A 22,433-nucleotide genomic window follows, 5' to 3' on the forward strand; every position below is an offset into this window, starting at 1 on the left:
TGGATATACGAAGGAAAGATTCTGACGGTGTCAGAATCAGTGATACAACATTGTTTAGAAAGGTTCCCTATTTATTGCTTCAACGCTCAAATAATTGCCTGATGGCTTCATCTTCATTAACTGGCGATGGAGAACGGTTGATTCGGTCACCCGGATCGTAGTCATCATGCGTGTCTCTGTTTTCAATATAATTATTGAATAAACCCTGGGTATCAATATCAGCGTACTCGTAAAATTCTTGGGAAAACTGAGATAGATTGCAATCACTTAAGAACTCATCATAGTCAGATACCACTTTATCTTCAATCGCAGCCATCACACGACCTTGATAATCCGAATAATAATCGCCATCAATATCATATACCCCATAATCGACACCTGACAGGTCGAGATCATCCGTGCTGTACAAGTGGTTGACGCTGTAACGTAATGCCCTTCGAAAATCATCATTGGAAGACCATTCATCCTCGTCAATCTCGTAGTAACCTAATTCTTCAGTAATATTCTTTAGATCGCCTCTGTCACGGGCTGTTTCAACAGCGATATGAAAAAAATCCAGCCAGTGTGAGGAGATATACTTTTTTACTTCGTCGTAATAATAAATAGTGCTGATTACTGACATCAATTCCTTATGATCGACGTTCTTGGCGTAAGTCAGATCCATGCCCTCGATAATTTCTAACAACTCAACTTCAGTAACCAATGCTTGAAAATAATGAAGCAAAATATAAAGGTGTTTGAGCTTGCCATTCACGGGGTCACCGACGTTGGCGATAAGCTGCGGTAGCCGTTTACAATATATAGGATAGTAATGACCAAGCTGTTCGGGTTCCAACGTAATAGCTTTACTTGGCAAAGTTTGGAAATAGCCTGTCAATTGCCCGAAATAGCTAATGGAATTAAGAATACGTTTCACCTCAGCACTGTTGTCACGCAGGTAATTAATTAAAAAGTCTGCGACAGAAGGATTGAGTAGCGCAAAAGTAACCTGACCTGTATCAGCGTCTTTTTCGCTTCGCATAAAGCCATCAAGCAATTTTCGTAGTGAGCGTTGATAGGCGCCCGTCTTTAGTTGAAAGCCGTTCGTTTTAATTTCGTAGTCATATCGGCCCTCAAAAGCTCTTTCCAACCATTGGGATGAAACTTTATAAGCGCCAAGACTGAATAAAGTCGTTAGTAGAAATCGGTCCTCGTCATCCAACTGATTGATAAAGGCGTGGTGCCATATCTGGTCAGGATTATCCAGGCAACTAAAAATGAATTTTTCAGTTTCTGATGCATCTATGGCCTGTAATTGCGCCGCTGATGTGATAAACTCTATTAACCGGGGAAAATAGTTTTTATGGTTGATGATGCGCAGATAATTCCTTGGCTGTAAAAAAATATCATATTGTTCGGCAGCTATACCGGAATGGAACAAATGATTATACAAGATCTTTGCTTTGTCAAGCTTGGAATAAGCCTTTATCTCTAATTCATACTTCGACAAATCCGCCAGCCCGGAACGATTAAAGTTTTCAAACCGCGATTGAGCTTGTTTCAAAATGGTCGTTCGGGTCGTTAATACAAAATACTTATTAGGGCTTGCTTGTATCCTTTCAATAAAATTGACAATTTTTTGTTCACTGTTCCTGGGATTCATAATCTCCGATAGATTGGAACCTAAAAAATCATCAAAGAATACCACCTGTTTGTCATCAGGCGAACGACTCAGCATATCCTCTGCATCTTTTAATTGGTCATCAACATAAATGAGCTGATGTCCTGCAGCCAACATATCGCAAATCAATAAGTAAGCGATGGTGGTTTTACCGATGCCAGGCTCGCCGCTGATGATCAAAAAGTGATGTTGTCGTAACTTGCTAACTGCAATATCGAAATTATTTGTGGGCACATATAGACTTGCCCGTTTAATAATTTTTTCTTTGATAAAACCAGATCGCCCGCTTATACCATTCGTTAATATTTCATGTAATATATGCGTACTTGTTAGCCAGAGCTTATAAAACTTTTTTTCCACAGCCGGATTACTCGAAATCATCGAATGGATCCGCTCACGGGCATATACATCCTGCGAATTCTTGATAAAAGGTTTCATTAGTTGCACGATCTCATCGGCTTGTCCTACACTCAAATCGAGGGCCGTAGTCAGTATATAGCGTTTTGGCCGCGGAGAAAGAGCCATCATTTTTTTTTGCTCTTTGACCAGTTCCGATTTAAGTTTGGAAAAGCTGGAACGGATATAACGTTTGGCCTGAACAATGATTTGATTCTCTCGAGTGCCGGCGTAACGCAAGTCGACGCCTTTGTCAGCGCCGCTTTTAAAATTTTGAAAACTGATATTTAATTCATTTTCCAGCAGCTCCTTGGAAAGTTCTTCAAATTCCTTATCGTGTAAAACTTCTAAATGGTAGTAGGCCATGAAACTAACAAAAACATAAAAATACCAATCTATAGTCAATATAGCAATTACACAAAAAGGACCATGTATTCAGAAATCAAAAATTTCGATTTATTAGGTCAACAGCGGATAACTGAACATTATCAAACGTATTTCCCCAAGTGAAAGAATGACAATGCTAAAGCATGAGCCATGTTGATGTGTTACCCCAACGGCTAGCAACGATGATATAGGGTCCAAATACTTTCACTTCATTTTCCATTAATCTGGCTAAATTACATAGCTAATTATACTTACTGTCATCTGCGTCTATAATGTGGCCAGTTATACACCTGTCCAATCAAAATATTGGATGGTAACCCAGGGAAATGTTCTTCAACGTAACCCTTAAAAGTCTGAACCGTTTCCATGTTATACCATTCCATCGCCGTAAGGTAAAGTTCCGGCCAAGCCTTGGTGTGTAGCATAAAACCGTACAATTGCACATAAGGCGGAGCTTCTTTGAAAGCACCCGCTGTCAGTTCCTGGTATAAAGTTTTATCCAGCGTTTGTTCCATTTCTTTCATCAGGTTATAGGCAACTATGTGCTGTGTTCCCCATTTAATGGCCTCCGCTATGCTGGGCAGCTTTCTATGTTCAAAGAAACCGTACAGGTAAACAACAAATTCCATTTCCGTTGCCTCACAAATGTCCCTGCTAAAATAGGCGTAAAGCTTTCGAAAAGCTTCAAGTGAAAACCCGTCCCCCAGCTTACCTATTACAAAAGGGATCACCTCTTCCTCTTTTCTGATGGCAAGCTCCAGGTCCGGGCCTTTCGTCGTGCCATCGGGCAGCGTAATCCCGAACCGGGGTTTGGAGAATAGCTCAAAGTAGTAGCTCTTGAAAAAAATGGTTTTGCGCTCGTAAGTCACCTGCACATACAGCGGGTAGGTTTGCTTTCCATGGAAATCTACCTGCTTGAGGCGCTCATTGAGGTAAGTTTTGTAACTAACTTTCTTCACTTTTTTGAAAAAAAATTTTTGCCCGGTTTTAATGGCTTTTGCATACTGACGCTTATCGATGGTAGGCATACACCTACCAAATTGTATCAAAGGCTATCAAATTAAATGACAGGGCGTTCGCATAAAACATTTCAAACATAGATATTTGTTTTGACATATTTTATATTATCAAAACAAAAGTCTAAATTAGTTCTTAATCAAGCCGCTGTGCCTTGCTGGTAAGCAATAGTTGCTTATAAGCAAGGATGAAAAGCAGCCGGGTAATTTGATTATGCAAGATCACAAAATGATGAACGATGACGGTGAATGAGCTGATTACAAAAGAAGATTTAAGGGCCTTTAAGGCCGAGTTATTAGAAGAGATGCGGAGCATGCTGCAGCCGGTAAGGGCTGAGCACAAACAGTGGATCAAAAGCCAGGAAGTGCGCAGGCTCCTGGGCATCTCGCCCGGCACACTGCAAAACCTGCGGGTAAACGGCACGCTGAGTTATACCAAGATCGGCGGCATCCTGTACTACAAGCAGCAGGATATTGCAAGGCTGCTGGAAGGAAAGGAGAAGCCATGGAAAGGCTGACGCCTGTTATGGGCTTTTACGTTAAAGCCCAAGGAGACGTGCGGCTATTACCGACGCACCAGAGCCTATACCTGGCGCTGTTCTTTTTGTGGCGCCAAAGCGGCTGCACGGACCTGTTTACCGTAAGCCGAAAGGAACTGATGCCGCTGGCACGGTTGCAGTCCATTGCCACTTATCACAAGTGCATCCGGGAGCTGAAAGCGTTTGGCTACATCGAGTATCACCCGACCTATAACTATTACGAGGGCAGTAAAGTCAGATTGATTTACGAGGGAGGTTATGAGGTATGAAGATAAGAGACGGATATAACAGTATAACTGCACCCTGTGTGCAGACTGGTCCTGCGGTAAAGGAGCAAGCCATGTTTCGGTATACCGAAACGGCTTGCCGGATCAGCACCGATGGGTGCCTGCCGGAGTCTGCCGCACTACGTTTAGCAGAAAGGGGGCGTTATGGCAAGGCCTAAAGCAGATGAGGAGAAAAAGCTCGCCAAGGTCGTTCTCTTTAGAGTAACGGACGGGGAGATGAACCAGCTGGAAACCGCCAGTGAGGCCTGCGCCCAGACCGTCGGACAACTGGTCCGAGTGAAAGTGTTTAAGGGCAAGTTTCCGCAGCCGGTGCTGCCGAAAACAGACCAGCGTATGGTGATTGAGCTCAATAAGATTGGTGTTAACCTCAATCAGGTAACCAAGGCACTCAATGCAGGGCTATGGCCTAAGGATATCCTACCTCTATTGAGCAAACTACTTTGGGTTCTTGAAAGAATACTGGATGAACTGTTAACACATGATCGCAAGTCAAAAGATAGGTAAAAGCTTTATGGGTGCGTTAGATTACAACCTGAAAAAACTATGCCACCCTGACCCAAGCCAGCGGGCCGAGCTGCTGGAAATGAGTTTTGTGGCTCTTGAGCGGAAGAACATTCGAGCGCAGGTAGAGATTATTAAGCTATTAAAACCAGCGTTGAAGCGGCATGTGTATCATACCAGCCTGAATTTCTCGAAGGAGGAAGCACCAGTGCTGGATAATCAAAAGCTGTTAGCTATCGCGCACGACTACCTTAACGGCATGGGCTTTACGAATAACCAGTACTTCATCTTTAGGCATTATGACGCAGAGCACCCGCATGTACACTTACTGGTAAATCGCATAAGATTTGATGGCAATGTAGTATCGGACAGTAACAACTACAAGCGCAGTGAGGCACTGGTTCGAAAGCTGGAAAAGGCATATAACTTGGTGGCGGTAGTCCAAAGTAGCTATAGAGCCGTGGAGCAATATAACGATATAACATCAGAACTAGAGAGCAACAGAACAACAGTACAACAGAGCTATGGAGCTATAGAGATAGATAACTATAGCACTGTAGAGCAAGGTAGCTCAATAACAACAGAACAGCAGAACTATCTATCAGAACGGGCACCGACGAAGAATGAACTGAAAATGATTGAACGCACGGGCAAAGCTTCTGATAAGATGTTATTGCAAGTGCTGCTGAAAACTTTACTCCAAGACAGCCATGAGAACCTACGGGCGTTTATTGATAAAGGTGAGCAGGCAGGGATTCACTTTCTGTTCAATCAGTCACCGGCTACCGGCAGAATAACCGGTATCACGTACTTCTATGAGGGCTTCAAGGCGACCGGCAAGGCCTTGGGCAATAAGTTTAAGTGGGGAGAGATAGCGAAATTAATCAACTATGAACAAAGCAGAGACAGCGCGGCAGCTGGCCAGGCTACAAGCCGAACAAAAGCAAAGTACGGAGAACTCTCAGCTGCAGGAACCGGTCAACCATCCGAAGGAAAAGGCACTGGTGCAGCTGTTGGGAACATTGGAACAGATCGAGCAGTATACACTGGCCAACGAGAAAGTGACCGGCCAGCTAACGGACCAGCAGCAGCAACTGACAGCACGGGTGAACAAGCTGGAACAGGTAGTGAATATTCAGCAAGCGAAGATCAGGAGTCTGTATCTGTATATCAGGATAGTGCTAGGGATCGTTATAATGATACTTGGTTATGGAGTTATACAGGTGTTCAGATAGCGGACGATGAGGATGATGAGCTGAAAAGGCGAAGAAAAAGAGGGAGATCCAGATAACAGTTGCTACAAACCAGTTGCAGTGCTACCTGTTAGCTTTATTACTAGGCGCTAATCTGGCAAGAATTGAGTAAATTTGAATAGTTAAAAGGGGAAATCAGGAATGGAGATTGTTTTAGATCAGCAGCAAAAGCCACAGGGTATTTTTCTTCCGCTTTCCGAGTGGGAACAAATTAAACCAAGCGTTAGCAAAGCTAGTGCGCTGTACAAACTCATGGACGAGCTGACGCAAAAGGACATTTTCGAGATGGATCCTGACGAGTTTGCCGTTCATCTGGCACCTGTAGCTCAGGAGGCTACCCAGCGCGCCTTTGTTCAGGGGCTTTATGTGTCATACCGGGCAGGCCTACATTCGCCTGAGAATTACTTTGTTCACGAGTATCAGAACGGGAGAAAAGTACTGGTTAGCGTAGATGCCGAAACCGGAAAAGATCACTTTGTCAGAAACCTTTAACCGGTATGTTGCAGTTCACCGTGATTGCGGGTCCAAACGGCGCTGGAAAAAGCACCTATTCCACCCGGATGTCCCACCCCGATACTCTCATCTTTGACCCGGATTTCCACAAGCAATCCATTGAGCAAAAGTATCCTGATATTGCAGAAGATGCGCTGATGGAAGCTGTCACCAGCGGTTATCACATCATAGAAGCGAAGGCATTGGCCGGAAAGAAATCCCTGACGGTGGAAACTAACCTGCGGAATGAATTTTTAGCTGACAGAGCGGCTTTCTTTAAAGCAAACGGGTATCAGACACGCTTTGTGTTTATGCTGCTGCCGAATGTAGATTCATCCATGGACCGTGTTAACCTTAGGGTAAAGCAAAAGGGACATTTTGTAAGTGCCGCTAACATCCGGGCCAACTTTGAAGACAGCCTGAGAATGTTGCCCAAGGTTGCAGTAAAATTCGACCAAGTGATGTTGATCAGTGCAGTAAGTGATCAAGGGGTTAGCTCACTACCTGAATTACTGCTCACCATAAAAAGCGGCGTTGTGATTCGGAGGAATGACTCAATACCAGAATGGGCTATGCCGACGGTGGCAGATATTATAAGTTTAACAACGAACCAGAATTTGGATTCACCTGATGAGTACAAACGTTCAGGGCCAAAACGCTGATACTACAATTAGAGACCTTTACTGCCTACCCTTTAACAATTCTATCTTCTCCCGCTCGCTCTGCAGTAGTCTTTCGTATAATTCTACCACTTTATCAATAGGATTAAAGGTGCACTGATAGTTACTATTATTTAAAGTGCTATGATCATGAAAGTTGTTGTTCATGTTATTAAAGATCGAATCCTCACTAAAATACTTGACCGCTTCAGCAGTTACGCCTAAAACTTTTGCGACTTTCTCCAAAGTTTCGTCTTCTACTGTTTCACTTTGCTCTAACTTGGAAATTGCTTGCTGAGTGATACCAAGCTCTGCGGCGAGCGCATCTTGCTTCATACCTCTCAACTCCCTAAGGCGGCTGATTTTTTTGCCGATATGTACTGTTTCTGCCATAATCAAATATACTTAAAATTGGAATCAGTTTTATACAACCCCTTGCTTTGTAAATAACAACCTTACAGTTGTCTTTTACAACCCAGTAGTGGTTCGGTACACCAAAGCCCTCTCCTATCTTGCGCTTACCAACAACAGAGGCATAGTAACACGAGCGGTCAAATATAACAAAAGCAATAATGCGAATGATCGTTTAGCACACAGGATTGGTAATGGAGGTTTGGGCATGGAAAAACAAGCAAATTCTTTGATAAACAGCACTAGGCCTAATCATCGATTCACCAATGGGTTGAACCTTTTGATGTATAAAGCTGTCTATAAGCAGCTGTACAGTTCCCTCCACCGCTATGGCATGAGGCTGCTCAACGATGATTTTACAATCGACAACGTTGTGCAGGAAGCCTTCCTCAAGCTCTGGAACTACCGGGATACCATCACCAGCCAGGAACATGCGCTTAGGTTTCTTTGTCAAAATGTCAAGTGGGAATGTTATGCCTATTTCCGCAATCCGGTGAGCCGTTTTCACCGCAGGTTTACTTACCTCGATGCTATAGAAGACTACGATACCGTGGTAGGGCTTTGTGAACCGTTAGTGGATGATGACGAGGACGCCGTAACGGAAAGCCAGCTCAAAGCGATCCAAGACATGATTCCTTTTCTGTCTCACGGCAGGGACAGGAGCCTTTTGCAGCTTTACTACCTTGACGGGCTAAGCTATAAGCAAATCGCACTTCGCTATGATATTAGCATTAACGCGGTCAGCCTGGAGGTAAGGAAAGGCGTTGAACAACTCAGATCCATGCTTGTAACCCCGCAAAAGCTTTTTGCGGATACTTCGGAGGTTCAGCACCCAAGCGCTAATCACCGCATTTGGCTGTATGATATCGAAGGCCTAACGAAAGAACAGTCACAGATCTACCGTCTGCGTTCGGAATGCAAATACGGCTTTGAGCGGATTGCAGTCAGCCTTGACCTGCCGCAAGCTTACGTACAGCGCGAATACGTCAAAGCATGGAAGGTCGTGAGCGGGCAAAAGAAGAAAGAAAACCGTCCTGCTTCTGTTAACGCTGCCGCGCACAAGCCGGTTACTTTTCTTATCGCTTAACCTGCAGCATATGGAAAAGATTCACCTGACCCGAAAGATACAGCTGCTGATCGACAGTTCAGATGCAGACTTCGTTTACGAAGCCAGAGGCAGGATCATGACCTGGCAAAGCGCCTGTTACCGCTGCGCCAATCTGGTTTACACGCACCAGTTTCTGCAGGAGCAGATCAAGGATATGCTATACCTCACGGAAGGTATTAAGCTTAAGGTGACCGATGGCAGCAAAGACCCTGACGGCATCTTAACTTCTTCGCGTACCAATTCCACCTATAAAGTACTTACCAATCACTTTAAGGGCGTGCTACCCAGCAACATCTACAATAACCTGAACAACATTTTGGTGGGCAGCTTCAGCCGGGATAAGCAGCAGTATTATACCGGAGAGCGTACCATCAAGAACTTCAAGAAAGAGATTGCCATGCCATTCAGCGGCGAGTGCGTGAGAAAACTCACCGAAGTCAAAGAGGGCGCTTACTTTAGTTTCACCCTTTTTGGGATTCCCTTCAAAACTTATTTAGGCAGAACTTTCGACGATAAGCGGGATTTGCTTCGCGGCGTGATGAGCGGTGAGTATAAACTCTCAACCAGTTACCTCAAGCTGGAAGAGCATAAGAAAATCTACCTCCTAGCCACCTTCGAGCAGGACAAGGAAGTACACTTGTTGAACGAGGAAGTGATCGCCGAAGCCTCACTGTCGCTGGAACATCCTTTGGTGGTCAGAATTGGAAAGGTGCAGCTGACCATTGGAAACAAGGAAGAGTTCCTGTACCGGAGGCTGGCCATTCAATCGGCCCGGCGCAGGGTGCAGAAAAGCTGGACGATGAACAAGGCCGGGCACGGCAGGGCAAGAAAGCAAAAGCCGCTGGAAAAGTTCCACCACATGGAACGGGACTATGTAGATTACAAGCTGCAGGTGTATAGCCGGAGACTGGTCGATTTCTGCTTAAAGTACCATGCGGCAACGCTGATCCTGACCAACCAGATGGAAAAAGAGGAAGCGGCCAAAGAGGAAAGCTTCGTGCTTCGGAACTGAAGCTATGGAAAGCTCAAAGATAAGATCGCCTACAAGGCCGATAAGGCAGGGATTAACCTGATTGTGGAGTGACTAAATATTTAAAAGTAGAGGTGAATGAACAAAGAGAATTATAGCCGATCCGTTCTTTATACCAGTTAATAGAATAGTTAGAGGCTGCTTGTACAGCCGTAGGGTGAGGACCATATTTTGCCTCACTAAGTAAAGTTATCTGCCACGAAGCTAAAACCGCTTTGTGACCGTTAGCCATCACCTACAACGGCTCGCTTATTCGTGAAGTAGAGCAGAAAGCAAAGTTAAAGGTGTTGCTGAGAGGCAAACGGCTGCACGATGTTTCGCCGTACGCCTCTCAGCCAGTAGCGCAGGCATGAAACGCGCTGCGCTTGTAACACCCCTGCTTTTGGGGGTGAATGATTTTTATTATTCCTCAGATGTGTAAAGACGATGTCTTTGCAATTGGAACTAGAACAAATTTGTGCTTAACTTGCCTAAGACAAACAGTTATGATGACTATTCAGGAGCTGCTTTTGGATGTAGGATTACCGCTTAAAGAGATCGGCCTTTTACTACATGATATTAAGACTTACAACGTACAGCATCCCGAGAAACTGGTACCGGACCTGAAGCTTAAGGGACCCATAGACCTAATACTGCTCATTCAATTACCCTTCATCGAAAGAGCTATAGCGCGCGTGAAAGGCGATAACTTTCTCAATAGTGGTGGCAAATTCCCTCTATCAATCGACGAGAATGCGCTGCGCTATGCAGCTTACAAGCTGGACAAATACTTCGGAAAATCCTAGGATATCCTTTTAAGATAAATTGACCATACTGCCTGGTGCGCATGCCAATATTAACTTCATTCAAATATTAGCCCATCAGAAATACGGTGGAAAGATGTAAGTAAATCAACATCTTATTCTCGGCACAGCACCGCTGTCACAAAGGTAGCGCCGCAGCGGTTGCGTCAAGGACATGTGAATGGTGCGATTTGCTCTTTCTATTTTTGTCAACACCATCCTTGACACCTCCGCCGCTTTGAGCTCTTAGTTGTTTAAGCGGTGAAATGCCTAAATGTGTCCTATCCTCTTATTAAACTTCCGTCTATAGTAACGCGATCCGTCAGTGAAAAGTTATTTTCATCGGTTGTGCCAGGAAAGACTGAAAATATGACGTCATTCGTGTAGTTTATTTTCCAACTACAGCCTATTACACTGATTAATAATCCAATACGAAATAGGTTCGGGAGGAGGGGGAACCTTAAAATTAAACATAAAATAAAGATCTGCAAGGTGATCATTTTCGGCTTTATATATTCTCCATCTCAGTTATAAGTACATACCCAAACAAATCGCAAATTCATATCTACAAATGAAATTTAGCCATTACTTTTTCACTTTCCGTTTCTTGCTCAAGTTTTTTTCCAGCTTATCAATTCGTTCCTGCTGTTGGATCAAATAAAGCGTTAACTCTTCGATCTTCTTTGTTTGCATTCTGACGATTTCTCCCAAATTGATACCGTTTTTAACTACATCTTCTTCGGATGGAACTTCTGGCAAATGGTTGTTTTTCTCGATATAGGACTTCACGAATGCTAAAGAAGGCAGTTGATAAGCAGGCTTAAAAACATAGTCTGACCAGCCAGTCATATCCACCCTTACCTCTTGCGTATGAATGGTTCCATTAACTGCAAGCTTAGTATCAGGTTTATTAGTCCCGATTCCGATGTTGCCATTGGTATTAAAAGTCATAACTGGTGCACTGTAAGCAGAGTTGCCAATAACAAAAGAGCTACCAAGTCCCCAAGGGCCCGCCCCCACCAGCCACTGATTGCTATTGTCAACATCACTGGACCGTGTATTAAAGCTTATACAGGCCTCTCCGTTATCTGAACTAGGTGTTAATTTAACTAATCCCCAAGGTGACCAGCCTTTTATGCTCAATAAATTCTGGGGATTGGCGGCACCGATACCGACGTAACCTGAGCCCAAGATGGTCATTCGCTCCGTTGAGTTTGTACCAAAAGACAAACGATGATTTGACCCTGTCCAAATTTGCATACCTGTTGTGTAAGAGCCGTTAGCCATGGAAGGCTCACCATTGTTATTGATAGATATCAAACCATGAACGCCAGACTGAGGCTGATATAAACGCATCTGCACATAACCAGGTTTTTCCAGGTAAACGATGTCATTTAAATCATTGACAGACATGTTTCCGTTCCCAAAAACAGATCTGCCGACAACCGTTAACGGAGATACCGGATTAACAGTACCAATCCCGATGTTACCATTAGGCGGAAAACTGTTTTGCGCAAAAGAGAAGCTCGACAATAATCCTGCAAACAAAGAGAAGTAAAGTTTCTTCATGTTAGTTAGATATAATTATATAAATGTTTTAAACGAAATTATAATGCTCCGACAAAGCGCTTTTAAGTCATTCTAAAAAATAAGCTTCAAAGACAGGACCCATGTGCTTGGTCAAAGGTGAGTGGAATTGTTCATGAATGAGTAATAAGGATGACGGATAATTTCTGCCCTAAAATAAACTCCGCTTCCATATTATACAACACTTTACTTAAAATATGTTATATTCTTCCTATGATTCTGCCCCGTTCTGACGGGAACTATAAACGACTTTTCTAAAAGCCTCTCAAAGCAGCAAAAAATAAAAACACGTTTCAACTATTCCTTAAATTCCTTATCTTAGGCAGTGCTTAAAATGAAACCTGTCTTTATCACTTGTGTTATCTGTTTGCTGCTTTCCGCCTGCAAAGAGTTCATTGAACCCTCGATTACCAGCCGAACTGTACAGCTCAATGCCCCTGCTTCGGGTTTTCAAAGTACCAGCTATGCTGTCAACTTCTGGTGGAACGAGTTGGAGGATGCCCTGCATTACCGCCTGCAGATTGTAACGCCGGATTTCGGCTCACCGGACGCTTTGGTCTTGGACACGTTGGTGAAAGGCGACAAGTTTTCCACTACGCTCAGCCCCGGCAACTATACCTGGCGCATCCGGGCAGAGAACGGCAGCACAGAAACCGCCTATAGCGAACCCCGTTCGTTTACCGTTGTCTTTTCGTCCATCAAGAACCAGAAAGTACAGATCCTGGCACCAACCAACAATCTGCTAACCAATCAAAGCAGTATTACCTTTAGCTGGGGGAACCTGTATGGCGCTACGCGATACCAGTTGCAGGCTGACACCAATGGTTTTGCCGATGAAAGCAAACTGGTCGTGAACCAAACCACACCTGCCCAGCAGTTCAGCTATTCGCTCAACAAAGACCAGAATTACCAGTGGCGCATCCGGGCTGAAAACGATACGGCACAATCCCAGTGGTCCACTATTAATACGTTTACCTTTGACCACACGCCGCCTGCTGTGGTGAGCCTCACTGCCCCTACCGCGGATCAGTCTGTGAGCCTGCCGGTCAATTTACAATGGGCCGCTTCCAGTACCGCCGTGAAATACCGGCTGTATCTCTACAAAGGTGACAGCAACACGGCTTTCGGCAACAGTTTTCCGATGCTACTGAACACCACGTCCTATACGCTTACACAAGGTGCGAGCTTGGGCGACCGCATTTACTGGAAGTTAACGGCGCTGGATGCGGCGGGCAACGAAAGTGCACCAAGCACCATCCGAAGTTTTGTTTTGCAATAGCTAAGAAGCACCGAACTGATGAAAAGCAACAAAGCAACCGTATATCTTTTGGGCTTAATGGTGGCCGCCGTATGGGGACTGATCATCTACCGGGTGGTTAGCGCCGTAAGCGAAGACGATACGCCGCCGGTCACCGCAGCGCCGGTTACAGCAAAAAAGGAACCGTTGAATGACTACGCACTCATCAAAGACACCACGTCCCTGAAATTCAATTATCGCGACCCGTTTGGCAGTGAAAAAGCACCAGCCAAGGATACCGTACAAATCCCGGTCAGCAAGCTCGTCCATCCGCCAGTTGGTCTTTCCAGCATGAGGCCAGTTTCGACAAAGCCTGCCATCAATTGGAACTTTATCCGGTATTCGGGTTATATCCGAAACCCGCACACCAAAAAGCTCATTGCCATTATGAGCATTAACGGACGGAGCTTGATGCTGAGTGAAGGGGAAGCGGCCAGCGAGGTCCGGCTGCTGCGCAATCTGAAAGATTCCGTCAAAGTAGCCTACCAAAACAAAACCCGGTTTATTGTGATGAACACCGAAGCGCAATGAAAAAGTTAACTTATTTATTACTTCTTGCCAGCACCACGACGGTACAGGCTCAGCATATCCCTACTTTGGGCGTCAACAAAGTGCGTATCACCGCCCCTGGCAAGACCATTGTGGCTGAACTAAGCACGAAAGACGAAAGCGAGCCGCAGACCGACCGCAGCTATTATTGGTATGGCAGCAATGCCGTTCATATCACGCAGGGCGGCTATAGCGGCAAGCTCCTGCACGGCTCCTACCAAGAATTTTATCCCGATAAAAGCCTGCGTGAACAAGGCGAATTCAAAAAAGGCCTGAAAGAAGGCACCTGGAAAACCTGGCAGGAAAGCGGCGCACTGGAAGAACTGACCACCTGGCACTACGGGCAGAAAGAAGGGGATTTTGTATTATATGATGCAGCTGGTAAGCCCCAGAAAACTGGCCACTATGAAAACGGCTTGCTGGAGGGTAAGGTATTGATCTATCATGGCGGCGACTCCATTGAAACCGTGAAATACAAAAATGGGCTGGTCGTATCCAATAAGCTAGCGTCGCCTTCGCTATGGCAAAAAGTCAAAGCAATAAAATGGAAGCGTAAAGTAAGCCCGCCCGAAAACAGCGTACCGCCTGCTACTGCGCCGGCGAAGCCTAAAAAAGTAAAAAAGCAAAAGGACAAAGACACGGTACCTAATGCCGGCTAATTCATCTGTATGCTGAAAGCTTCCGCCTTGTATTTAGTGATCGTAATTGCCTTGGTAATGGCTGTGATCTGCTCATCCATGATCGTGGCCGCCTACTTTTACCGCGAGCAGTATCAGCGTACATTCCGTTCGTCACAGCTGCAAAACAACCTGGCGTCTGCCATCAATGTGCTGCTGGAAAGTAAGGATGACTTTACGCAGGGTACAAAGATAAGCCTGTTCGGCAATCGTAACGATACGGTGCTTCTGCAGCGTAAACCCTGGGGCCTATATACCGTAGCTACAGCCCAAGCGCTCATCCAGCAGGACACTTTAGCTAAGTCTTTTACGATGGCACAAGTCATCGATTCGGCCAGTTGGGCTGCGCTGTATGTGATTGATGAGGATCGTTCGCTGTCTGTGAGTGGCAAAACCAAGATTAAAGGCGACGCTTATCTGCCCAAAGCCGGCATCCAGGAGGCATATGTGAATAACCAGGCGTACCAAGGCAATAAGCAGATTGTGGAAGGCCGCAAGAAAGAAAGCAAGCGCACGTTGCCTGTCCTGAATGATGTTGTGCTGCAACAGTTGCAACAATCGTTTAAGGTGGACTCTTCTAACATCGCCCTGCAGTTGCCCGAGGCACCGGTACACCGGTCATTTCTCCAGCCCACACTCACTTTCGCCTTTGGCAAACAGGTGCAAACGGTGACAGGTAAGCTAGAAGGGAATATCATCCTGCAATCGGACACGACGCTCGTTGTGGACGCACAGGCGGAATTGCATAACGTATTGATATATGCTAAAGCCATTTCTGTAAAAAGTGGCTTTCATGGTAACTGCCAGCTTTTTGCCAGAGACTCTATCAACATAGAAGCTAACTGCACATTTGATTATCCCTCAGCCATTGGTGCTCTGCGGTCAGATAACAACAAAACAACCGGACAAGTTAAGCTAAGTTTGGGAGATAATACACGTTTCAATGGCGCACTTTTTACCTATGAGAAGGCCAAAAATGACTTGATGCCCTATTTATCTATCGGCAAAAACAGCACCATCACAGGACAAGTGTATTCGCAGGGACTGTTCAATTATAAGGATGCATTAAAAATAAATGGTAGCATTTACACCAGCCGCTTTTTGTACCAGACAGCTTACACCCGGTACGAAAACTACCTGATCAATCTGGAAATCAACAGCCCGGCGCTGTCCCGTTATTATCTGACTACGGAGCTGCTGCCTTCGGCGGCACCGCAAAAAAAAATACTGCAATGGCTGGATACCCGGTAAAAAACACAAAGGTAGCCGCCTCCACGATTTTGGAAGTGGTGGTGGCCATGGTGGTGATCCTGGCTGTGCTGGGCATTTCGATGATGATCTATGCCAACGTGATGCGGCTATCGCTTTCAGGTCAGAAACTCCGGGCGCAGTTCGTGCTGGCGCAAGCGATGACGCAGCTGGAAGCTGGCGCAGAGATAGGAAATACGGAAGACACAGCGGATGGCTGGCAAATGGAAAAAGCCATCGTGCCGTATGAAGGTAGCGGTAATCTGCTAAGAGTGCACCTCACACTATATGACCGCAACCACGAGAAACTTGCCGAAGCTTACAAAATAATCATTCGTCATGACCCAAAATAAACATCGGCTGCCTGCCTTTACCATTCTGGAACTAACCATTGCCATGCTGATTTCGGCGGTAGTGGTGGCTATTACCTACACGGCCTATAATATGATAAGCGGGGCCTATCAAGGCTTTACCAAAAAGCATAATGAAATGGCCGTCATGATCCGGCTGGACGAACTGCTGCGCAAAGATTTCTTTAAGGCGGCGCATATCGCTTACCGGCAGGATAGCTTGGTGCTAGAACTTTCAGCCCAAACCGTGCGGTACCACTTCGAGCCCGAGCGGGTAATCCGTACCAGTGGAATACAGGATACGTTTCGGGTGCAGATCGAAAAGCCGAAGCTGTTTTTTGAGCATGGGGCCGTAATGAGTGATGGTATTGATGAATCCAATGGAAATCCTGTGGATGAACTGTCGCTCACGGTGCTTTACCAAACCGAAAAGTTTCCGTATCATTATCTGAAGCTGTACAGTTCCGAAAACCTTTTTAAACCCACCGCTTATGCCCAGCATTGATATCAGCCGTTATGAAGTGAAGAAACCTGCGAAAAAGCAGGCAGGTAAAACCATGCCTGAAAGTGGCGGCTTGCTGGCTTTGCTGAACAAGGATATCACCTTTGGCAGTAAGGAACTGGGTGATAAAAAGAAGGAATCGCTGTACCTGGAGCTGAGCTCACTACTGCAGGCGGGCATTAACCTAAAAAGCAGTTTTGAGTTAATTATGGCCGACCAGAAAAAGGCGAAGGACAAAGCCCTGTTTACCGCCATACAAAATGCGGTGCTGGGCGGCGTCACCTTCTCCGAAGCCTTGCAGCAGAGCGGCCGCTTTTCAATGTACGAGGTGTATAGTTTGCAGATTGGCGAGGAAACCGGCAAGCTGATCGAGGTATTGCAAGACTTGGCCAAGTACTATCAGAACAAGATCCGCCAGCGCCGGAAGATCGTCTCGGCTTTGACTTACCCTTGTATTGTGCTCTCTTCCTCGCTGGGGGCGGTGTTTTTTATGCTCAAGTTTATTGTGCCCATGTTTGGCGATGTGTTTAGGCGCTTTGGCGGTGAGCTGCCTTGGATTACGCAGAAAATAATCAGTATATCTAATGCATTAGAGGATCACTTTTTTACGGGATTTATGATTGTAGCAATTACGGGAGTAGTGCTGTTTATGCTGCGCAAGCAGGAACGGTTCCGAATGCTGAGCGCCCGGGTAGTGCTGCGGTTGCCTGTGGTGGGCGGCCTGGTGCAGAAGATTTACCTGGCCCGCTTTTGCAACTCGATGCGGCTGCTCATTAACGCCAAGCTGCCGTTGCTCAGGGCCATTGCGCTCATTAGGCAGATGATCAGCTTTTACCCGCTGGAACACTCACTCAGCAAAGTGGAAGAAAATATTATGAAGGGTAAAGCCTTGCATGAAAGCTTGGCGCAGTTTTCAGTATACCCAGCCAAGATGATCCAACTGGTGAAAGTGGGCGAAGAAACCAATCAGCTGGATTACTTCTTCGCCCGCATTTCGGAGCAATATGTGGAAGAGGTAGAATATCAGACATCGGCCCTCTCGAGCGCTATGGAGCCACTCATTATTATTTTCCTGGGGCTGATCGTGGGCGTCATCCTGGTTTCGATGTACCTGCCACTATTTCAAATGAGCAATTCTTTTCAATAAGATTTCGCCTCTTTATAAAGCAAAAGCTTTCACAAGGCGACCTTGCTTTAAAGATTGGTCTTCATGCTAATGTATTAGGTAGGTACGAGCGTGATGAGGCGATCCCATCTGTGGAGATAGCCGCCCGTATAGCCAAAGCTCTCAAGATATCTTTAGACTACCTAATAGAGCTGACAGAAGTAGAATTAGACCCTGTTATTCTAAAACGCATTCAAGACATAGCTTCCCTTTCTGATGAAGACCGTCAACACGTATTCAAAGTAATAGATGCCTTAATCCGTGATGCCAAAGTCAGGAAATAGAAAAGCCCAGCTTGTGTGCTAGGCTTGATACAATTTGCGTGTCGAACGAAGTATACTACTGTTTTTTAACGATGAAATAAATTGATGACGTGATAAAGAAACTCAACCATGAAACGAAACGCCATGAGTCATTATCAGTCATAGGGCTAACCTCCAACACTTTGATAATGACTATACTTTACCTATAATTGCAATAATAAATAGAACTCTATATAACATCGAGTTGATAAGTGATGATTTAAATAATGTTGCACACTATAAAATGCTACTATGAAAACAACCGCCATCATTGCCCTCTTTTCCTTTTTAATAGGCATTTGTGTGCTTGGATTTTGGATTGCAGGGTCTCATGGACATGTCAAGTTTAGACCTCACATGCTTGAAGATTGGATTTTTACAGGTTTAACAATATTATCTTTTTCTATTTCACTAGTTTTTGCATTTAAAGCAATAAAGAAACCATACTAGCCTCTTTATTGCTTTATGATTAGTTCTTTGGCCCACCTGTGAAATAAACTTTCTTTAAATTATCTTTATCAGATGCATTTACAGCGTTTTGATACGCTCCTGTAATCATGTTATATTGCTCTTTTGTAGTGCCTGTTAAATCGATAGTCACTCCATTTTTTAAGTGACTATAATCACCGCCAAGCACTTCAGCAGTTAAAATCGCACTTGCAGAGAGGTTTTCTGCTTTTCGCTCATCTGCTGCAGATGGATACATATCATTCCATACGCTATGATTCTCCATATTTGTGCCTTTATGAGCAACACCATCTTGCAACGCATGAATCCCTTGCCCTAAAGCCTCGATGCCTGGTGTATTTATCTTAAGATTATCCAAGCCTCCAACTTTTTTTATCTCACCAGATGCTTCAATAACTTTACTCCAACCAAATGCCTGCCCACGCGCTAACGCAGCAGAACTACTAATATTTTCACCATCGGCGGCCATCGAATGCCACGAACTACTAACACGTGAAGCTGTGTTTTGAGAACTTGCTGTCTTACTAAAATCAACCCCTGGATGAAAAGCGTAGAAAGTACCTTCTGCAAAACGCACTTTGAATGGAGGATGATCGGCATATAAGGATGCATAAAGAGCAATTCTGTTCACAGTTGACTGCTTATAACCGAAACTTACTTTACCTAATGCTGTCCTGGTAAACAGAGCATGATTATTAATGGAGAAATTACCATCTGGGTCTACGTTATTTACAGGATTACTCTCTCCATAAACATAAGGTGAAAATCTACGATTCAATTCTGCCTTATTATCCACGCTCGTCCACCTTCCAATAACCGGGTCGTAGAACCTAGCGCCATAATCGTATTGCCCTAAGCCATCCTGCATCTCCTTCTTGTTGTAAAGATACTGGTTTTTCTGACTCGGTACTGTACCCCTTTCAATATCTAAACCAAACGGCATGTAATCATCCGTCTGCTTCACGGCACCAGTGGCATCAATACTGACTCTGGCATTGCCCAGGTGATCGGTGAGCGTATACTCGTAAGCATACGTGCTGCCTGTCTTCAGTGCTCTGCCCTCCTCGGTTTGGATAAAGTCGATCGTGCCATCCGTCTTGTACTGGATGTCTGAGACGTAGTCCGTCGTACTGCCCGAACCCATCGTGCTTACCTTGCGCAGCTTTCTGCCACCCGCATCATACGTATAGGTAATGGTGCCCTGCCCCGAAAGGGTGTTCAGCTGCGGCAGGTTGAGCAGGTTGTAACTAACCGTCAACCCCTTGCTGCCGTCCGCCGCCATGTTGCCGTTTAAGTCATAGGCATAGCTGTAACCCGAAGCACCCGCCTTAAAGCCATTTGGATTAGCATCACTGCTGGCATCCGTCACTTTTTGCAACAAGTTACTCTCCCCTGATGTACTGGTGTAGCTGTAGGTCAGATCATCCATGGCTGTAGTGGCACTACCATAGTAGCGCTTCAGCGTTTTGATGTTACCCATCAAATCATAGCTGATGCCTTTCTCACTGTAGTTATCACTCCCTGTACCGTCGGTTAACCGGTTGAGCTTATCATATGCATACACCTGGTTTTTGGTGTCCGGCAAACTCCCGGTGCCCCAGCTTTGCGAGGCGATGTTCCCGTTCCACTGCGCCGCGAAACCGGTGATAGTGCCCGGCAAACTATTCACGTTGTATTGCAGCCGCTCTTGAAAGCGCGTACCCGAGCTTTGGCTCAGCCAGCCCCGCTCGTTGTAGGCGTAGTTGATGGTTTCGATGCTGTTGCCCACTGCCTTGCTTTTCAATTGTCCCACTTCGTTGTAAGCCAGGGAGGAAATCACTGTCGGCGTGACACCATTGATGCTCTCCGAGGTCTCAAGCTTCCTGCCCATGTGGTCATAGGTATAAGTATCAGCTACGGTGACGGCCAGCACCGCTGCTGTGCCGCCTGTGTTCTTGGTATAATGCTTACGCGTCACGCTAATGGGCTGGTCATTGAAGTTATAGGTGGTATTGACCTCGTCATAGTTGAAGGCACTCAGCACCCCGCCCAGATAATGCTGGCTTTTGGCTTGCACTACTCTGCCTTCCTCATCATAGTAGTTCACTGACAGCAGTAGGTTAGACGTACCCAGTACATTGGTTCTGGTACCTGTGAGCAAACCCCGGGGATTGGTAATCTGCTTTAACGTGGTGTTAGGTGCAGAAAAGCTTCCGGTATTCAAACTGCTGTTGCCTAAAAAGTCGTAATCATCATAGTAGTTAATGGTTAGAAATGTATAATTTGTCCCCACTGGTGTGCTTAAATTGGTATAGCCCGTCACCGTATTGCTGTTATCCCTGGTTTCCCATTTCACCTCACCGGTTGTATTGTAGAAGCTTTCCAGCCATACCCGGCCCTTGTTATCTACGCTGGCAGTACCTGGCCTGTTGGTATCTATCCATATCCCGGTAATAACGACTCTGCCCAAAGCATCATACTTGGTAAAGGTCCATTGCTGCTGAGCCTTGCTGCGCTGCATAGCATCCTGAGTCATGACCACCTGATCCAGCGTATTATAGACCATGTACTCCCAGCCCTTGCCCGGCACTTTCTTTTCCACCAAACGGTTCCGGCCGTCATACCGATACTGGTAGCACCAGCCCGTAAGTTTGTCTGCACTGGGCAGACTGTCATCCGCACCAGCGCCCGGCGGCAACACAAATGACAAATTGCCCAAATCATCGTACACATAGTAGGTAGAGTGTGCCTTGGTCACCTCGTTACCACTGGCATCCTTCACTTTGGCAAACGTGCGCTTCAACACCACATGTCCTTCCTTATCCTTGTACTCGTGAACCTGCCCGGCTAGCCCATCGGTCGCCCCTTTCCAATTCTCGTCTTTCATCACCGTCAAATACAGCTCGCCCGGGGGGTAGTAAGGGGTTTGATTCACCGTATTGTTGGGGTTAGCCAGTGTGCGCTGGTATTCCTGTCCCGCCGTCGTGACCGCATCCGCCCGGTATAACCGCACGGCATAATCCCCCGAAGACGCATTGGTGCCGTATTCGGTTTTCACCGTATGGCCCGATGTTGGCAGACTCGCGTCATACGGTTGCCAGTCCGCGCCCGGTGCACCTTGTTCCATTACCCTATTCAATGGCGAGGCCTCAAACACCGTCTGAGCATAGGGTGAGGGAATAGCAATGTAGTCCTGCCCCGACAGCCCGTAAAACTGCTTTTGGGCGCTACCCGAATACCCCGTACTGCCGCTGAGCGCATCTGTGCGATAGCTGCCTGCCGTGCCGGCAGTGGTATACGGCAGATATTTGGTGGCCTCCCGCCCGAACTGATCGTAGGCAACAGGCTGTATCACATCTTTGGTAGCGGACGGATTGCCCTTGACCTGTACTGTCTGCGATGGTCTGCCCAAACCGTCAAAGTACTGCACACTGGCCATTACCTGACAGGTTTGCAGGGTTTGATTGGCCGCATTGGTGATGCCCGTATCTCGCGGCGTATAGGTGATGATATAGTTCTGGTTTTGGCTGGGCGTTAAGGCCAAGGGAGTACAAATAGCACCCGATTGAATGTATAGGCGAAGGCTGTTACCTGTGGTAGCCTTGAACGAAAACGGCGCCTTGAGCCGCAGACTCGAGGTATGATAGTAGGCGCCCGGTGCCGGTGTGCCCGTCAGCTCGCCCGAGGGTACAAACTGCCCGAAGGCGGACACGAAAGCCAACAGCAGACAGCCCGTCAGAACCCAGCCCCGTGAGGCGGAGAAGAATATTTTTGTTTTCATGTAAGAG

The 22,433-nt window shown here is 46.0% G+C and carries 25 protein-coding genes; 19 read left to right on the forward strand and 6 right to left on the reverse strand.

Annotated elements, in window-relative coordinates:
- Nucleotides 1-79: 79 nt before the first annotated feature.
- Together GPM24_RS20545 and GPM24_RS20550 are read right to left on the reverse strand one after the other, a co-directional pair.
- Nucleotides 80-2,422 (reverse strand): nSTAND3 domain-containing NTPase, encoded by a 2,343-nt coding sequence (locus tag GPM24_RS20545; protein WP_158829335.1) that lies wholly within the window; start codon nt 2,420-2,422, stop codon nt 80-82.
- A gap of 278 nt (nt 2,423-2,700) precedes the next feature.
- Nucleotides 2,701-3,471, reverse strand: coding sequence for a hypothetical protein (locus tag GPM24_RS20550; RefSeq protein ID WP_158829337.1), 771 nt, complete (start codon nt 3,469-3,471; stop codon nt 2,701-2,703).
- Nucleotides 3,472-3,698: 227 nt separating this feature from the next.
- On the opposite strand from GPM24_RS20550, the gene GPM24_RS20555 reads away from it, so the two are divergent.
- The 7 genes from GPM24_RS20555 (at nt 3,699) to GPM24_RS20585 (ending at nt 7,193) form a co-directional block, all read left to right on the forward strand.
- Complete coding sequence (locus GPM24_RS20555; protein ID WP_158829339.1) at nt 3,699-3,977, forward strand: helix-turn-helix domain-containing protein; 279 nt, start codon at nt 3,699-3,701, stop codon at nt 3,975-3,977.
- A 38-nt stretch (nt 3,978-4,015) separates the two neighbouring features.
- Nucleotides 4,016-4,267 (forward strand): hypothetical protein, encoded by a 252-nt coding sequence (locus tag GPM24_RS20560; RefSeq protein WP_233268920.1) that lies wholly within the window; start codon nt 4,016-4,018, stop codon nt 4,265-4,267.
- On the forward strand, nt 4,264-4,443 hold the full coding sequence (locus GPM24_RS20565; protein ID WP_158829342.1) for a hypothetical protein: 180 nt from the start codon (nt 4,264-4,266) through the stop codon (nt 4,441-4,443). Before GPM24_RS20560 ends, GPM24_RS20565 begins: the two co-directional genes overlap by 4 nt.
- Nucleotides 4,430-4,789: a plasmid mobilization protein gene (locus tag GPM24_RS20570; protein ID WP_158829344.1), complete on the forward strand. Its 360-nt coding sequence runs from the start codon at nt 4,430-4,432 to the stop codon at nt 4,787-4,789. Before GPM24_RS20565 ends, GPM24_RS20570 begins: the two co-directional genes overlap by 14 nt.
- Nucleotides 4,764-6,077: a relaxase/mobilization nuclease domain-containing protein gene (locus GPM24_RS20575; RefSeq protein WP_158829346.1), complete on the forward strand. Its 1,314-nt coding sequence runs from the start codon at nt 4,764-4,766 to the stop codon at nt 6,075-6,077. The genes GPM24_RS20570 and GPM24_RS20575 overlap by 26 nt, the downstream gene beginning before the upstream one ends.
- A gap of 103 nt (nt 6,078-6,180) precedes the next feature.
- Nucleotides 6,181-6,531: a hypothetical protein gene (locus GPM24_RS20580; protein WP_158829348.1), complete on the forward strand. Its 351-nt coding sequence runs from the start codon at nt 6,181-6,183 to the stop codon at nt 6,529-6,531.
- A 5-nt stretch (nt 6,532-6,536) separates the two neighbouring features.
- Nucleotides 6,537-7,193, forward strand: coding sequence for a zeta toxin family protein (locus tag GPM24_RS20585; protein WP_158829350.1), 657 nt, complete (start codon nt 6,537-6,539; stop codon nt 7,191-7,193).
- 18 nt (nt 7,194-7,211) lie between these two features.
- Here GPM24_RS20585 and GPM24_RS20590 read toward each other — a convergent pair whose 3' ends face one another.
- Nucleotides 7,212-7,583, reverse strand: coding sequence for a helix-turn-helix domain-containing protein (locus tag GPM24_RS20590; protein WP_158829352.1), 372 nt, complete (start codon nt 7,581-7,583; stop codon nt 7,212-7,214).
- 226 nt (nt 7,584-7,809) lie between these two features.
- On the opposite strand from GPM24_RS20590, the gene GPM24_RS20595 reads away from it, so the two are divergent.
- The 3 genes from GPM24_RS20595 to GPM24_RS20605 all read left to right on the forward strand — a co-directional run bounded on the left by GPM24_RS20595 (nt 7,810) and on the right by GPM24_RS20605 (nt 10,524).
- Nucleotides 7,810-8,688: an RNA polymerase sigma factor gene (locus GPM24_RS20595; RefSeq protein WP_158829354.1), complete on the forward strand. Its 879-nt coding sequence runs from the start codon at nt 7,810-7,812 to the stop codon at nt 8,686-8,688.
- 10 nt (nt 8,689-8,698) lie between these two features.
- Nucleotides 8,699-9,721 (forward strand): hypothetical protein, encoded by a 1,023-nt coding sequence (locus tag GPM24_RS20600; protein ID WP_199269823.1) that lies wholly within the window; start codon nt 8,699-8,701, stop codon nt 9,719-9,721.
- A gap of 503 nt (nt 9,722-10,224) precedes the next feature.
- Entirely contained in the window at nt 10,225-10,524 is a 300-nt protein-coding gene (locus GPM24_RS20605) for a hypothetical protein (RefSeq protein ID WP_158829356.1), read from the forward strand.
- A 582-nt stretch (nt 10,525-11,106) separates the two neighbouring features.
- Here GPM24_RS20605 and GPM24_RS20610 read toward each other — a convergent pair.
- Together GPM24_RS20610 and GPM24_RS20615 are read right to left on the reverse strand one after the other, a co-directional pair.
- The gene (locus tag GPM24_RS20610; RefSeq protein WP_158829358.1) at nt 11,107-12,090 is read right to left on the reverse strand and encodes a hypothetical protein; all 984 of its coding nucleotides are present in this window, start codon (nt 12,088-12,090) and stop codon (nt 11,107-11,109) included.
- 331 nt (nt 12,091-12,421) lie between these two features.
- The gene (locus GPM24_RS20615) at nt 12,422-12,616 is read right to left on the reverse strand and encodes a hypothetical protein (protein ID WP_158829360.1); all 195 of its coding nucleotides are present in this window, start codon (nt 12,614-12,616) and stop codon (nt 12,422-12,424) included.
- Between the two features lie 51 nt (nt 12,617-12,667).
- Here GPM24_RS20615 and GPM24_RS20620 point away from each other — a divergent pair, with 51 nt between their 5' ends.
- The 9 genes from GPM24_RS20620 (at nt 12,668) to GPM24_RS20660 (ending at nt 18,648) form a co-directional block, all read left to right on the forward strand.
- Entirely contained in the window at nt 12,668-13,387 is a 720-nt protein-coding gene (locus GPM24_RS20620) for a fibronectin type III domain-containing protein (protein ID WP_158829362.1), read from the forward strand.
- Between the two features lie 18 nt (nt 13,388-13,405).
- The gene (locus GPM24_RS20625; protein WP_158829364.1) at nt 13,406-13,936 is read left to right on the forward strand and encodes a hypothetical protein; all 531 of its coding nucleotides are present in this window, start codon (nt 13,406-13,408) and stop codon (nt 13,934-13,936) included.
- Complete coding sequence (locus GPM24_RS20630) at nt 13,933-14,613, forward strand: toxin-antitoxin system YwqK family antitoxin (RefSeq protein ID WP_158829365.1); 681 nt, start codon at nt 13,933-13,935, stop codon at nt 14,611-14,613. Before GPM24_RS20625 ends, GPM24_RS20630 begins: the two co-directional genes overlap by 4 nt.
- A gap of 9 nt (nt 14,614-14,622) precedes the next feature.
- Complete coding sequence (locus GPM24_RS20635; RefSeq protein ID WP_158829367.1) at nt 14,623-15,882, forward strand: hypothetical protein; 1,260 nt, start codon at nt 14,623-14,625, stop codon at nt 15,880-15,882.
- A complete protein-coding gene (locus GPM24_RS20640; RefSeq protein ID WP_158829369.1) occupies nt 15,864-16,232 on the forward strand; it encodes a PulJ/GspJ family protein in 369 nt (122 codons plus the stop codon). The genes GPM24_RS20635 and GPM24_RS20640 overlap by 19 nt, the downstream gene beginning before the upstream one ends.
- On the forward strand, nt 16,219-16,734 hold the full coding sequence (locus tag GPM24_RS20645; RefSeq protein ID WP_158829371.1) for a PulJ/GspJ family protein: 516 nt from the start codon (nt 16,219-16,221) through the stop codon (nt 16,732-16,734). Before GPM24_RS20640 ends, GPM24_RS20645 begins: the two co-directional genes overlap by 14 nt.
- The gene (locus GPM24_RS20650) at nt 16,721-17,878 is read left to right on the forward strand and encodes a type II secretion system F family protein (protein ID WP_158829373.1); all 1,158 of its coding nucleotides are present in this window, start codon (nt 16,721-16,723) and stop codon (nt 17,876-17,878) included. Before GPM24_RS20645 ends, GPM24_RS20650 begins: the two co-directional genes overlap by 14 nt.
- A gap of 14 nt (nt 17,879-17,892) precedes the next feature.
- Entirely contained in the window at nt 17,893-18,180 is a 288-nt protein-coding gene (locus GPM24_RS22395; protein WP_369409718.1) for a helix-turn-helix domain-containing protein, read from the forward strand.
- 270 nt (nt 18,181-18,450) lie between these two features.
- Entirely contained in the window at nt 18,451-18,648 is a 198-nt protein-coding gene (locus tag GPM24_RS20660) for a hypothetical protein (protein WP_158829375.1), read from the forward strand.
- A 19-nt stretch (nt 18,649-18,667) separates the two neighbouring features.
- On the opposite strand, the gene GPM24_RS20665 is transcribed toward GPM24_RS20660, so the two are convergent.
- Entirely contained in the window at nt 18,668-22,357 is a 3,690-nt protein-coding gene (locus tag GPM24_RS20665) for a DUF6443 domain-containing protein (RefSeq protein WP_233268921.1), read from the reverse strand.
- Nucleotides 22,358-22,433: the final 76 nt, after the last annotated feature.

Source organism: Mucilaginibacter lacusdianchii, assembly GCF_009770985.1.
In the GTDB taxonomy this organism is placed as follows: Bacteria; Bacteroidota; Bacteroidia; order Sphingobacteriales; family Sphingobacteriaceae; genus Mucilaginibacter; species Mucilaginibacter lacusdianchii.